At 58.3% G+C, this 13913-nt stretch carries 9 protein-coding genes and 3 pseudogenes; all 12 read right to left on the reverse strand.

The window, feature by feature from the left end; all coding sequences use genetic code 11:
- Positions 1 to 29 precede the first annotated feature (29 nt).
- A pseudogene (gene recN, locus C8024_RS07250) lies at positions 30 to 1693 on the reverse strand (DNA repair protein RecN).
- Positions 1694 to 1750: 57 nt separating this feature from the next.
- The gene (locus C8024_RS07255) at positions 1751 to 2536 is read right to left on the reverse strand and encodes an outer membrane protein assembly factor BamD (protein ID WP_173203787.1); all 786 of its coding nucleotides are present in this window, start codon (positions 2534 to 2536) and stop codon (positions 1751 to 1753) included.
- Between the two features lie 192 nt (positions 2537 to 2728).
- A complete protein-coding gene (pnp, locus tag C8024_RS07260; protein WP_173203789.1) occupies positions 2729 to 5008 on the reverse strand; it encodes a polyribonucleotide nucleotidyltransferase in 2280 nt (759 codons plus the stop codon).
- Positions 5009 to 5182: 174 nt separating this feature from the next.
- Positions 5183 to 5451: pseudogene (rpsO, locus tag C8024_RS07265) on the reverse strand (30S ribosomal protein S15).
- A 24-nt stretch (positions 5452 to 5475) separates the two neighbouring features.
- Positions 5476 to 6513 (reverse strand): tRNA pseudouridine(55) synthase TruB, encoded by a 1038-nt coding sequence (gene truB, locus C8024_RS07270; RefSeq protein ID WP_173203791.1) that lies wholly within the window; start codon positions 6511 to 6513, stop codon positions 5476 to 5478.
- 2 nt (positions 6514 to 6515) lie between these two features.
- Positions 6516 to 7169, reverse strand: coding sequence for a hypothetical protein (locus C8024_RS07275; RefSeq protein ID WP_173203793.1), 654 nt, complete (start codon positions 7167 to 7169; stop codon positions 6516 to 6518).
- Positions 7170 to 7270: 101 nt separating this feature from the next.
- Entirely contained in the window at positions 7271 to 7807 is a 537-nt protein-coding gene (locus tag C8024_RS07280) for a GNAT family N-acetyltransferase (protein WP_173203795.1), read from the reverse strand.
- Complete coding sequence (locus C8024_RS07285) at positions 7800 to 8378, reverse strand: thymidine kinase (RefSeq protein ID WP_173203797.1); 579 nt, start codon at positions 8376 to 8378, stop codon at positions 7800 to 7802. The genes C8024_RS07280 and C8024_RS07285 overlap by 8 nt, the downstream gene beginning before the upstream one ends.
- Positions 8379 to 8467: 89 nt before the next feature.
- A pseudogene (rbfA, locus tag C8024_RS07290) lies at positions 8468 to 8877 on the reverse strand (30S ribosome-binding factor RbfA).
- A 114-nt stretch (positions 8878 to 8991) separates the two neighbouring features.
- Positions 8992 to 11556, reverse strand: a complete 2565-nt coding sequence (gene infB / locus C8024_RS07295; RefSeq protein WP_173203799.1) for a translation initiation factor IF-2 — start codon at positions 11554 to 11556, stop codon at positions 8992 to 8994.
- A gap of 63 nt (positions 11557 to 11619) precedes the next feature.
- Positions 11620 to 12303: a DUF448 domain-containing protein gene (locus C8024_RS07300; RefSeq protein WP_100094564.1), complete on the reverse strand. Its 684-nt coding sequence runs from the start codon at positions 12301 to 12303 to the stop codon at positions 11620 to 11622.
- Entirely contained in the window at positions 12284 to 13912 is a 1629-nt protein-coding gene (gene nusA, locus C8024_RS07305; protein WP_173203801.1) for a transcription termination factor NusA, read from the reverse strand. The genes C8024_RS07300 and nusA overlap by 20 nt, the downstream gene beginning before the upstream one ends.
- Between the last annotated feature and the right edge of the window lies 1 nt (position 13913).

The raw sequence follows: 13913 nt of genomic DNA on the forward strand, positions 1-13913 counted from the left end.
GGGCTTGAGATGTCTCATCCCCGCAAACACTAAACCCCCTCCAGCAACCGATCCGCCTGCGCTCTCGCCTCGTCCGTGACATCCGCGCCGGACAACATCCGCGCAATCTCCTGCCGCCGGCCTTCATTGTCGAGCGCGCGGACATCGGTGCGCGACACGGTGCCGCTGCGCGACTTGTTGATCAGCATATGCGCGTCGCCCTTGGACGCGACCTGCGGGCTGTGGGTAACGACGAGCAGCTGCGCGCCGCGCGACAGGCGCGACAGGCGGTCGCCGATGGCCGAGGCCACCGCGCCGCCGACGCCGCGGTCGACTTCGTCGAAAATGATGGTTTTCAGGCCATATTCCTCTGCCAAAGCGACCTTTAGCGCCAAAATGAACCGCGAAAGTTCACCGCCTGACGCAATTTTGCCCAAAGGCGCCAGCGGCGCTCCCGGATTGGTCGAGATCAGAAACTCGATCCGGTCCATTCCGCTTTTGTTCCAATGCTCTTCGGGCATTTCTTCAAGCAAAGTCTCAAATCTGGCGGCATCCAGCTTGAGCGGCGTCAATTCGCCAGCGACAGCTTTATCCAGCGCCTTTGCCGCCTTGGTTCGTTTCGCCCGCAGGCTTTCTGCCGCTGCAATGTAGGATTTTCTGGCACCGACCAAAGATGCTTCCAAGTCTTCCAATGTCCTGCCGCCGTCGCTGATCGCTGACAGCCTTTTCTGGAGATCTTGGAGCAGGTCCGAAAGCTTGTCCGGTTCCACCCGATGCTTACGCGCCAGTCCCCTCAGATCGAACAGGCGGGTCTCCATATCGTCGAGTCGCTGCGGGTCGAAACTCAGCGCATCGGCCGCTGCGTTGAGCTTGTCCTCGGCATCGGTCGCGTCGATGATCGCCCGGTCGAGCGACTCCAGCGCGTCTTTCAGCAGCGCGTGATCCTCGGCAATCATGTCAAGCCGCCGCGCCGCCGATCGCAACGAGGCCAGCCCGCCGTTGGAGCCGTCAAAGGCCGCGCGAATCGCCTCGAGATCGCCGGTCAGCTTCTCGCCCTTCATCATCGTCGCCCGTTCCAGCGCAAGCTCCTGCTCCTCGCCCGGCTGCGGCGCAAATTTCGACAGTTCCGCCACGCTATGCTCGAGATAATCACGGTCGTTTTCCGCCGCTTCCTGCTCCTGCCTCGCCTGCTCCAGCGCCGATTTCGCGGCCTGCCAGGCGTCAAACGTTTCGCGGACCGCAGCGCCTTCGACGCCGGCAAAATATCGAGCAAAGCCCGGTGTCCCTTGGGATTGATCAGGCCGCGGTCATCATGCTGGCCATGGATTTCGATCAGCTGCCCGCCCACCGCGCGCAACAGGGCGGCCGAGCAGGGCTGGTCATTGATGAAGGCGCGGCTGCCGCCGTCGGCCTTGACCGACCGCTTGATGATCAGCGGTTCGCCCGGTTCGATTTCGATATCATTTTCAGCCAGCGTCGCGGCCAGTCTGCTGCCCGCGGCTGGTGGTTCAAAACTGGCGGTAACCTGAGCTTTTTCCGTGCCCTGGCGGACCAGTCCGCTGTCCGCCCGATTGCCGAGCGCCAAGCCGAGACTGTCGAGCAATATCGATTTGCCCGCGCCGGTTTCGCCGGTCAGCACGGTGAGGCCAGATCCGAACTCCAGATCGAGCGCCTCAATCAATACGATATCGCGAATGGAAAGGGACTGCAGCACAGGTCCCTCTTAAAACAGGTTCAGCCTAGCTGCAACGCATTGCAGCGCCACATGCTCTTAAGTTGCACCATGTTTGTTGACCAGATCATAAGCCCGCTCGTACCATTTGCTGCCGGGATAGTTTGCGCCCAGCACAGCGGCGGTTTTCTTGGCTTCCACCGGAACGCCCAGAGCAAGATAGGATTCGGTCAGCCGCATCAGCGCTTCCGGCGCGTGGGTGGTGGTCTCATATTTCTCGATCACCGTGCGGAAACGGATCGTCGCCGCCAGCCACTTGCCGCGACGCTGGTAAAAACGGCCGATTTCCATTTCCTTGCCAGCCAGATGGTCGTTGACCAGATCGATTTTCAGCTTGGCATCGGCGGCATAGCGCGAATTGGGATAGCGGCGCGCAACCTCGCCGAGCGTGGCCAGAGCCTGTTCGGTAATCTTCTGGTCGCGGGTCACATCACCAATCTGCTCATAATAGCAGAGCGCAATCAGATAATAAGCATAAGGCGCATCCTTGTTGCCCGGATGGATCGACAGGAACCGGCGAGCCGATTCCGTCGCCTTGCTATAGTCACCCGACAGATAATAGCTGAACGCACTCATCTGCTGCGCGCGGCGGGCCCAGGGGGAATAGGGATGCTGGCGCTCGACTTCGTCAAACAGCGCCGCCGCAATCTTGTATTCACCGCGGTCCAAACGCGATTTCGCAGCATTGTAGAGCGTGTCGACATCGCGAGCGACGTAGCGCGTATCGGTACCGCGACCGCCACCGCTGCCACCAAACATTGCACAACCGGAAAGCGCCGTGGCGGAGAGACCTATTACGGCCCATTTGAAAATGTGTTTTGTCATATGGCAGACCTCTTAACCGCTTGTTTTCATCCAGCCAAGAATAAAGCAAAAAAGCCGCTGGAGCGGAGTGACACTCCCTGTTCGGTTGCAGCTTTACCAGAGATTAATCCGGCCCGCTTGCGGCAAATATTCCGCGCAAGAAAAAGGGCCCGAATTGCTCCGGGCCCTCTTGCTGTTCCGTTTTCGGGAAATCTAGTCTTCGGTGATCGAGGACGGCAATGGAATATCGCCGCCGCCTTCGTTCTTCGGACCGTCATTGTTCCGGCCACGTCCGCCGCCGTCACGGCCACGTCCGCCACCATCACGTCCACGACCGCCACCGCCATCACGACGAGGGCCGCGTGGCTTGCTTTCGCGTGGCGGACGGGTGTCCTCCAGCTCTTCGCCGGTTTCCTGGTCAACGACCCGCATCGACAGGCGAACCTTGCCGCGCTGGTCGATTTCGAGAACCTTGACCTTGACTTCCTGGCCTTCGCTCAGTTCGTCGGAGACCTTCTCGACACGCTCGTTCTTGATTTCGGAGACGTGGACGAGACCGTCCTTGCCGCCCATGAAATTCACGAACGCACCAAAATCGACCAGATTCACAACCTTGCCGTCATAGACTTTGCCGACTTCGGCTTCTTCAACAATGCCCTTGATCCATGCGATGGCCGCATCGATCTGGGATTTGTCGGAGGAAGAAACCTTGATCAGGCCTTCGTCGTCGATGTCGACCTTCGCGCCGGTTTCGGCAACGATTTCGCGAATGACCTTGCCGCCCGTACCGATAACGTCGCGGATCTTTTCCTTGTTGATCTGCAATGTTTCGATGCGCGGAGCATGTTCGGACATTTCGGTACGAACCGAAGACAGCGCCTTGCTCATTTCACCGAGGATATGCGCACGACCGCCGCTGGCCTGTTCCAGAGCAGACTTCATGATTTCCTGCGTAATGCCGGCTACCTTGATGTCCATCTGCAAGGAGGTGATACCCTTTTCGGTACCCGCAACCTTGAAGTCCATGTCGCCGAGATGATCTTCGTCGCCGAGGATGTCGGAAAGAACCGCAAATTCTTCGCCTTCGAGGATCAGGCCCATGGCAATGCCGGAAACAGGACGCGCCAGAGGCACACCGGCATCCATCATCGCCAGCGAACCGCCACAAACGGTCGCCATCGAGGAGGAACCGTTGGACTCGGTAATGTCCGACAGAACGCGGATCGTGTAGGGAAATTCTTCCACTGTCGGCAATACCGGACGGAGCGCGCGGAATGCGAGCTTGCCGTGACCGGTTTCGCGGCGGCTGGTAAATCCGAAACGGCCCACTTCACCAACCGAATAAGGCGGGAAGTTATAGTGCAGCATGAAGTTGGTGTAGCTCAGACCGTCGAGACCGTCGATCATCTGCTCCGCGTCCTTGGTGCCCAGGGTCGTGGTCACGATCGCCTGCGTTTCACCGCGGGTGAACAGAGCCGAACCGTGGGTCCGTGGCAGCAGGCCAACCATGGCTTCGATCGGGCGAACCTGATCGAGCTTGCGGCCGTCGATACGGGTGCCGTCCTTGATGATGGCACCGCGAACGATTTCGGCTTCCAGCTTCTTGACCATCTTGCCGGCGGTCATCTGCGTCTGGCCGTCTGCGTCGGCGTATTTTTCCTTGGCTTTTTCGCGAACCGCGTTCAGCGCGTCGCTACGCTCTGACTTGTCGGTTTTCTTGTACGCCGCAGCGATATCTTTTCCGACCAGCTTGCGCAGATCTTCCTTGATTTCGCTATTGTCATCACCGGCGTCGAGCTTCCATGGCTCTTTCGCAGCCTGTTCGGCCAGATCGATGATCAGGCCTGCAACCTGTTTGGACGCTTCATGTGCGAACTGGACAGCGCCGAGCATGACTTCCTCGGAAAGCTCCTGTGCTTCCGATTCAACCATCATCACCGCGCCATGCGTCGCTGCAACCACCAGGTCGAGTTCGCCTTCGGCGACGTCTTCCATGCTCGGGTTCAGCTGATATTCGCCTTCCTTGTATCCGACGCGTGCCGCACCGATTGGGCCCATGAAAGGCACACCGGAGATGGTCAGCGCAGCGGAGGCTGCAACCATCGCGAGAATGTCGGGCTCGTTGACGCCGTCATAGCTCATCACCTGACAGATCACGTTGATTTCGTTGTAGAAACCTTCGGGGAACAGCGGACGGCAAGGACGGTCAATCAAACGCGATGTCAGCGTTTCTTTTTCCGTCGCGCGGCCTTCGCGCTTGAAGAAACCGCCCGGGATACGACCGGCGGCAGAGAATTTTTCCTGATAGTGAACGGTCAGCGGGAAGAAATCCTGCCCTTCGCGCACCGATTTGGCGGCGGTAACTGCGCACAGTACAACCGTTTCGCCGAGGGTCGCGAGTACCGCGCCGTCAGCCTGACGGGCAATACGGCCCGTTTCGAGGGTGAGGGTCTGTCCGCCCCACTCCATTTCAACTTTCTTTACATCAAACATTCGTATTTTCCTTTGTCCCGCCTGCCCTATGCAGTGCGGGGGCTTTCTTGTGTCCAGCAATCCGGCTGAACAGCGGTTCGGGGTCATTATACCCCGTTCGAAGGGCATCGCCGCCTTATTGCCGCGATACCCAATGCAAAAACGGCCCCCGTCTGGGAGCCGCTTTCAAAACTCTTACTTCCGGAGACCGAGGTCCTTGATCAGCTTGGCGTAACGCTCGACGTCCTTCTTGCGAAGATAGTCCAGCAGGCTGCGCCGCTTGTTCACCATCATCAGCAATCCGCGACGGGAGTGGTTATCCTTGTGGTGACCTTTGAAATGTTCGGTCAGGTTCACAATGCGCTCGGTGAGCACAGCAACCTGAACTTCCGGGGAACCGGTATCGCCCTTTGTCTGGCCGAATTTCTGGATCAGTTCCTGCTTTTTTCTGCGGTAATCGTCATCTATTTCATTCCTTCGAACATCTTTTACATATTGAACCCGCGGACCACCTTGACGGTGCCATCAACAATCTCTGCCAGAGCGACCGGAGAACCTTCATTCTCTGTCGCTAGAAAAAGCCCGTTGACTGCGGGGTTCCCGATCAAATCCTGCTCGTCCAGCGTCAAGCCTTGCCGAAGCATTCTTGCCTGATCAGGGTCGAGGTCGAAAGCCGGGATGTCGTCCAGCCCCGCCTCAAGCGGCAAGAGGTATTCTTTAATGTCCGCGCCCTTACCAATTTCGTTGAGTTTGTCCAGCGAAATCGCCTGTTTCAGGGTGAATGGCCCGGCCTTGGTCCGGCGCAACATGGTGACATGACCGAAAGTACCGAGGGCCCGCGCAATGTCGCGGGCCAGCGAGCGGATGTAGGTGCCTTTGGAGACTTTGGCCGTGAGGGTGATTTCCGTAATTTCCTCCCTGTGCGAAGCACGGGGAGGGGGACCAGCGTTAGCTGGTGGAGGGGTCACCGCGCTTTCCCGGCTCCTCCACCACGCTTCGGCGCGGTCCCCCTCCCCTAAGCTTCGTTTCAGGGAGGAAATAGAAAGCGCATATATCGTCACCGCCCTGAGCTTCATCTCCACATCCACCCCTGCCCGCGCCAGATCATAGGCGCGCTGGCCGTCGATCTTCAGCGCCGAATATTTGGGTGGTATCTGCTCGATCGACCCGGTGAACTGCGACAAGACCGCTTCGACTTCGGTCAAAGTCGGCCGGTGGCCAGAAGTCTCCGTCACAGCCCCCTCGACATCCAGCGTCTCGGTCTCCGTCCCGAAGCCGATCGTAAATTCATAAATCTTCGACGCATCGAGCATCCGCCCGCACAGCTTGGTCGCTTCGCCCAGCGCAATCGGCAGGACCCCGGTCGCCAGCGGATCCAGCGTCCCGCCATGCCCGACCTTCAGCTTGTTCTTGCCTTTGCCGAGCAAGCCGGCTTCGCGCAAATTGCGCTTCACCGCCCCGACCGCCTGTGTCGACCCGAGTTCGAGCGGTTTATCCAATATGATCCAGCCATGGGACTTTTCCATCGTCAATCTATATCCTGCCTGAAAAGACTAGTTTTATCGGGATCAAATTCATAGCCACTACCGATATCATCGAAAAGAATCAGCGGCTTGCGGCTGATCCTGCTCCACACTTCGGGAACATGATCATCCTCGATACTGCCGCTTTCGGTTTTCTTGCGCCACGTCAGATAATTGATGCTGACAATATTCAATGCTCCGGACCCACGATGCACATGATGATTGTCATAGCCGATCAGTCCCAATTGCGCCCCCTTCAGCCGAAACGAAAATGTCCGGTTGAACATGTCCCAGGTCCCGGCGCTGGCCCAGAAACCAATATTTAGCCGTATGACGCCCTTATCGATAGTCAGCGAACCATCCGAGGCGTTGTCAATCGGATCATCGAACATCGCGCCGCCGGTAACGGGGATGATCTGGTCATTCTGAGCGATCCGCAAATATCCGCCACCCGTCTGTTTTAGCGCCACCACGATTGTGCGCGGGTTACCGTCATATTGGTCTGCGCCAAAACCGTTCCCTTCAATGACCAGTTCCGGATCATTCTGCCGGATGATAATCGCCAGATCGGGAAGACCGTCTTTATCCAAGTCCCCCTCGACAGATTTCTCCAGATACCAGCCATCGGGAACAAATCCTTCCGCTGAGGCAGAATTCAACGGAATTGAAGCAGTACCGGATTGATCCCCGACATCATCACATGCAATGCTTGCTGTATTTGCCAGCAGCAACGTCGGGGCGAGAATCAAAAGCCTCAACTTCACAAGCTCCGCTCTTCCTTGAGCAACGCGAAAATCCCAGTATCCCGGACGTAACCCGTCCAGGTAATCCGGTTCTTGCGCAGCGTTCCCTCATGTTTCGCGCCGAGTTTCAAGACGGCGGCCATCGACCGTTTGTTGCGGGTGTCGACACGAAATTCGATGCGGGTGAAGCCGCAGGCAAAGGCCTGATCGATCATCAGCTTCTTCATAATGTCGTTGAAACCGCTGCCCCGCACAGACGGTTCGATATAGGTCCCGCCGATCTCCACCACGCCGAACTTGTCGGGATTGATAAAATTGGTCATGCCGACCACTTTGTCGGTCTCACCGTTGATCACCGCGAAACGGACCCAGTTGGTGGTATCGTGAAAGGCCTGGATCGCCTTGTCGAAATTCTCGTCGAGCATGGAAACGGGATAGATGTCCCAGATATCCTGATCTTGGGCACAGGCGGCGCGCAACGGCTCGAGATGGTGCTCGGCCAACGGTTCGAGCCGAACGGGATCCTGCTCCAGCGTTGCAGATAGTTCAGCCATTGAGCCGCTCCCGGAAATGTTTCCGGCAGAGCGCAATATAGCTTTCATTACCGCCAATTTCCGTCTGCGCGCCGGCGGCTATCGCCCTGCCCGCTTCATCAATGCGCAGATTCATTGTCGCCTTCCGCCCGCATTCGCACACGGCTTTCAGCTCGACCAGACTGTCGGCAAGGCCCAGAAGCTTAGCCGATCCTGGGAATAGATTGCCCTGAAAATCCGTCCGCAGGCCATAGCAGAGCACCGGAATTCCAGCTTCATCCGCCAATCGCGCCAGTTGCCAAACTTGTCCTTCGGTCAGAAACTGGGCTTCGTCGATCATCACGCAGGCCAGCTTGCCTTCATCCTGCTCGGTACTGACTGCGGCGAACAGGTCCGTGTCCTCGCCAAAGCGATGCGCATCCGCATGCAGGCCGATCCGGGAAGCAATGGCGCCAAAACTCGCGCGATTGTCGATCGCGGCGGTCCACAGCATGACCTTCATGCCGCGCTCGCCATAGTTGAACGCCGCCTGCAGCAGATTGCTCGACTTGCCGGCGTTCATCGACGCATAATAGAAATAGAGTTTGGCCATAGGCTCCGCTTAATAACCGTTCGTGCTGAGCCTGTCGAAGCACTTTTGCGTCCTGAAACCGTCCTTCGACAAGCTCAGGACGAACGGATCTAGTCTTCGTCAGCCTCTTTCGACAAATCCTGCGCAACCTTGGGATTGTTCAGCAGGCTCTCGATATGTTCGGCGGTATCAAAGCTCTCGTCCGCCAGAAATTTCAGCTTGGCCGCATATTTCATCTTCACCCGCTTCGCGACTTCCTTCTGGAAAAAGCGGTGTTGGTTTTCAGCGCCTTGAGGACATCCGCCTCGTTCGCGCCGAGCAGCGGCTTCACGAACACCGTCGCATGGCGCAAATCCGGCGACATGCGCACTTCGGTGACGCTGACGCTGTGCGATGTCAACACCGCATCGTGCACCTCGCCACGCATCAGCAGTTCCGACAGAATGTGCCGGACCTGCTCGCCAACGCGCAGCAAGCGGACCGAACGGCCTTCGGGAGATGTATCGTTATATTTTGCCACAATAATAAAGCCTCAAATTCGTCATGCTGAACTGGGTTCAGCATCCAGAGTGACTGGCACAAATAGCGTGGCAGCCGCTCTGGATCCCGGATCAGGTCCGGGATGACGATATTATCAAAGAACCCGTTCTTTCTCCGTGACCTGGAAGACTTCGAGCATATCGCCTGGCTTGATATCGTTGGTATCTTCCAGAACCGCACCACATTCCATGCCGGCGCGGACTTCCTCGACATCGTCCTTGAACCGCCGCAGCGACGCGATGGTCGTTGCGCTGACGATGACATCGTCGCGGGTAAGACGGGCGAACAGGCCCTTGCGCAAAGACCCTTCGGTAACCAGCAAGCCGGCTGCCTTGTCTTTCTTGCCGGACTTGAACACGTCCTTGACTTCCGCACGGCCAACCACATTCTCGATCTTCTCGGGACCCAGTTCACCGGCCATTTCGGCGCGGATATCGTCGGTCAGATCATAGATGATATCGAAATATTTGAAGCGGACCCCGTCGCGTTTGGCGATTTCACGCGCCTTGGCATTGGGACGGACGTTGAAGCCGATGATCGGCGCCTTGCTGGCTCCGGCCAGGGTCACGTCCGATTCCGTGATCGCGCCAACACCGCTGTGCAGGATGCGCACCTTGATGTCGTCATTCGAAATCTTGTTCAGCGCCTGCACGATAGCTTCGGTCGAGCCCTGCACATCGGCCTTGACCAATAGCGGGAATTCGACAGCGCTGTTCGCTGCTGCAGAGAACATATTCTCGAGACTCGTCGGCGCCTGCGTGGTGCGCTTCAGCTTCTCCTGCTCGGCACGATAGGCCGCGACTTCGCGGGCCCGTGCTTCATTTTCGACCACGGTCAGTTTGTCGCCAGCTGATGGAACGCCGGAGATACCCAGCACTTCAACCGGTGTGGACGGGCCAGCTTCCTTAACCTGCTTACCCTTGTCATCGATCATCGCCCGGACCTTACCGGTCTGCGAACCGACGACGAAGACGTCGCCGCGTTTCAAAGTGCCGCGTTCGATCAAAACCGTAGCAACCGGTCCGCGACCGATATCCAGCTTCGCTTCGACCACCGCACCTTCGGCTGGACGGTCTGGTCGCGCCTTGAGTTCGAGCAGTTCCGCCTGGACGTGGATCTTGTCCATCAGTTCATCAAGGCCGATTTTCTTGAGCGCTGAAACTTCCGCGTCGAGTACGTCACCCGACATTTCTTCCACGATCACTTCATGTTCGAGCAGACGGGTGCGGACCGTTGTCGGGTCGGCGCCTTCCTTGTCGATCTTGTTGATTGCCACAATCATCGGCACGCCAGCGGCCTTGGTGTGGTTGATCGCCTCGATCGTCTGCGGCATCAGGCCGTCATCGGCAGCCACGACCAGGATCACGATATCCGTGACATTGGCACCGCGCATCCGCATTTCGGTAAAGGCTTCATGGCCCGGCGTATCGAGGAACGTGACCTTGTCGCCGTTTTTCATCGTCACCTGATAGGCGCCGATATGCTGGGTGATGCCACCGGCCTCGCCGGCAACCACGTCGGTGCCGCGCAAAGCGTCGAGCAGCGAGGTCTTGCCGTGATCGACATGGCCCATGATCGTCACAACCGGTGCGCGTGGCTTCAGCGTTTCTTCCGGATCGACATCGGCCTGGGTGTTGATTTCGACATCGGCTTCGGAAACGCGCTGGATGTTGTGGCCGAATTCCTCGACCAGCAATTCTGCGGTATCCTGGTCGATTGTCTGGTTGACGGTGACCATAGACCCCATGTTGAACAGGGATTTGACGAGATCCGCGCCTTTTTCACCCATACGTTTCGCCAGTTCCTGAACGGTGATGGCTTCCGGCACGATGACGTCGCGGATCTGCTTTTCGCGCGGTTCGCTTGGACGACCGGACCGCTGGGCCCGTTTTTCCTTTTCGCGCGCACGTTTCAGTGCTGCGAGCGAACGCGCCCGCGCAGCACCATCTTCGCCGCGCAAGGCGCGGTTGACGGTGAGCTTGCCCGACTGGCGACGATCGTTGCGGTCGTCGCGTCCGGCTTTCTGCTTTTCCTTTTCCGGCTTTGCCCGCTTCGGTGTTTCCACTGGCGTGAATTTGCGGGCTGGTGGCCGCGCGGCACCCGCAGCGGCGGGAGTCGCGGTTGAGCCGGTATCCGCAGCAGCAGGTTCGGCAGCGTCTCCGGCAGGCGCTTCAGCTGCGGCTTTCTCTGCAGCAGCAATCTCTTCCTGAGCCTTGCGCGCCTGCTCTTCTTCGGCCTTGCGCTTTTCTTCCGCGCGCTTCTTCTCTTCCGCCGTCTGCTCTTTCTTCTCGCGAGCGTCGCGCTTGCGCGCTTCCTGCATCGCTTCGAGACGCGCTTCTTCCGCTTCGCGTAGCAGTTTCGCCTGTTTCTCCTGACGGGTCAGACCATCATCCGCTTTCGGCGCGGCGGGCTGCTTCTTCGCCACAGGCTTCGGCGCGGGAGTGGCCACCGGAGCGGGCGCAGGGGTTTCCTTGACGATTTCCTTCGCCGCTTCCTGTGCGCCGGGCTTGCCGACCAGCTTCTTGCGTTTGACTTCGACCACAACCTTGTTGGTGCGTCCGTGGCTGAACGTCTGTTTGACTTCGCCAGGCTCAACCGAACGCTTCAGCCCCAGGGGTTTGCGTGCAGGTTTTGGCGTATCTTTTGTATCTTCACTCATCGAACAGACTTAATCCTTAAAATAGTAATTACTGCAATATCTTATCCAGTTTTTCCGACCGGACTACGCAACTTTCTTTTCGGCATCATCATCGACTTTATCAGAGCCGATAAAGTGAAGCCATCTCTTCAGACTGTGCGAAACCCGTCCCGCTGCGCGCTTGTCGGTTATCCCGATATGCACCACATTCTGGCGGCCCAATGCCACAGAAAGCCCCTGCCGGTCCACCGGCAATATCAGGCCACGAACATTTTCGCCCTCCCGGTCGCTGCCGACCCGCCAGGCCTGATCCAGTTTGGCGCAACCGTCACGTCCGGCGTCGGCCGCGTGGAGCAGCATATTGAGATCGCCCTGACGCGCGGCGGTTTCGATTTTCTCCGAACCGGTGAGCAGCGTTCCGCCCCGCGCCTCGAGACCCAGCCGGTCCAATGTGGAGCGCTCGAGCGCAGTTTCAAGCAATTCCGCAAGATTCCCGGGAATATCGAGCTGGCCGGTTTTGAATGCCCGAGCAAGCGCACCCTTCAGCTGTCCCTTGGCCTGCGCCGTTTCCAGCGTGGCGCGATCGACGCCGATCCAGGCGCCGCGCCCGGGCGCTTTCGCGCGGACGTCGGGTGCAATCTGCCCGTCAGGCCCCATCGCAAGACGCATCAGTTCCTCCTGGGGAAGGCTTTCCCCAGTCAGAATGCATTTACGATATGGCGCTTGATCTAGAGGTTTAGACCGCGTCTCATTGGGGAGATTCCGCATCTGCGTCCTCCCCGGTTTCTTCGCTGGCCGCAGTAGCTGGCTCGTCTTCATCCTCGAACCAGTGCGCACGCGCGGCCATGATGATTTCGTTGCCCTGCTCTTCGGTCAGGCCATATTTGGCCAATACGCCGTCGGGCTCGGGCTTGCGGTTGTCATTGCGGCGGCGCGGTTCGGATTTGCGCTTCAGAACAAGCTCGTCGGTCGCCAGGTCGGCAACATCGTCGAGCGTTTTGAGCCCCGCTTCACCCAGTGTAACCAGCATGGCTTCGGTCAGATGCGGCAATTCGGCAATCGCGTCCTCGACACCCAGTTCGGTCCGCTTCTCGCGCGCTGCCGCTTCCCGCCGTTCCAGCGCTTCGAGAGCACGGTTCTGCAATTCGGCAGCCAGTTCGTCGTCAAAGCCTTCGATGCTCGAAATCTCTTCCGGCGCAACATAGGCAACTTCTTCGAGCTCGCTGAAACCTTCGGCAACCAGCAATTGCGACAATGTTTCGTCGACATCGAGATCGTCCTGGAACATCTCGGTCCGCGCGGCAAATTCAGCCTGACGCTTCTCGCTCGAGTCCGCTTCGGTCATGATATCGATGGCCAGGCCGGTCAGTTGCGACGCCAGACGGACATTCTGTCCGCGACGACCAATTGCCAGGCTCAGCTGATCGTCTGGAACGACAACCTCGATACGGCCCTCTTCCTCGTCGATCACCACACGGCTCACGGTAGCGGGCTGCAAGGCATTGACCACGAAGGTAGCAATATCTTCCGACCAGGGAATGATGTCGATTTTCTCGCCCTGCATTTCCTGCACGACGGCCTGTACGCGGCTACCCTTCATGCCGACACAGGCGCCGACCGGATCAATCGAACTATCGTGGCTAATCACACCGATCTTGGCACGGGAACCAGGGTCGCGGGCAGCAGCCTTGATTTCGATGATACCGTCATAAATTTCCGGCACTTCCTGCGCGAAAAGATGCTTCATGAAATCCGGGTGAGCGCGGGAAAGGAAAATCTGTGGCCCGCGGTTCTCGCGGCGCACGTCCAAAATCAACGACCGGACGCGATCGCCAACCCGAGCAGCTTCGCGCGGAATCTGCTGGTCACGGCGGATCACGCCTTCGGCGCGACCCAGATCGACAACAACATGGCCGAATTCGACCGACTTCACGACACCGGTGATAATCTCTCCGCTGCGGTCCTTGAATTCTTCGAACTGCCGCTCGCGTTCTGCATCGCGAACCTTCTGGAAGATCACCTGCTTGGCGGACTGTGCGTCAATCCGGCCAAGATCGACTTCCGGAAGAGGATCGACGATGAAGTCGCCAACCTTCGAACCGGGTTCGAGCTTTTCAGCCTGCTTGATATCGACCTGCTTGAAATAATCTTCGACTTCCTCGACCACCTCAACGACCCGCCACAAGCGCAGGTCTCCCGTGTTGATGTCGAATTTCGCGCGAATGTCATTTTCTGCACCGTAACGAGCGCGAGCAGCTTTCTGGATAGCCTCCTCCAGCGCCTCGATCACAATCGCCTTGTCGATCATTTTTTCCGTCGCAACGGCGGTCGCGATCGCAAGCAACTCGGCTTTATTGGCTGAAATAGCACTGCCCATG

Origin of the sequence: Sphingopyxis sp. BSNA05 (assembly GCF_013265645.1) — a bacterium.
Classification (GTDB): domain Bacteria; phylum Pseudomonadota; class Alphaproteobacteria; order Sphingomonadales; family Sphingomonadaceae; genus Parasphingorhabdus.

Excerpts from the sequence above, each read along its gene's own strand:
- infB (WP_173203799.1), bottom strand. The coding sequence starts at position 11,556 with ATGAGTGAAGATACAAAAGATACGCCAAAACCTGCACGCAAACCCCTG.
- C8024_RS07300 (WP_100094564.1), bottom strand. The coding sequence starts at position 12,303 with ATGCGGAATCTCCCCAATGAGACGCGGTCTAAACCTCTAGATCAAGCG.
- truB (WP_173203791.1), bottom strand. The coding sequence starts at position 6,513 with ATGGAAAAGTCCCATGGCTGGATCATATTGGATAAACCGCTCGAACTC.
- pnp (WP_173203789.1), bottom strand. The coding sequence starts at position 5,008 with ATGTTTGATGTAAAGAAAGTTGAAATGGAGTGGGGCGGACAGACCCTC.
- nusA (WP_173203801.1), bottom strand. The coding sequence starts at position 13,912 with ATGGGCAGTGCTATTTCAGCCAATAAAGCCGAGTTGCTTGCGATCGCG.
- C8024_RS07280 (WP_173203795.1), bottom strand. The coding sequence starts at position 7,807 with ATGGCTGAACTATCTGCAACGCTGGAGCAGGATCCCGTTCGGCTCGAA.
- C8024_RS07285 (WP_173203797.1), bottom strand. The coding sequence starts at position 8,378 with ATGGCCAAACTCTATTTCTATTATGCGTCGATGAACGCCGGCAAGTCG.
- C8024_RS07255 (WP_173203787.1), bottom strand. The coding sequence starts at position 2,536 with ATGACAAAACACATTTTCAAATGGGCCGTAATAGGTCTCTCCGCCACG.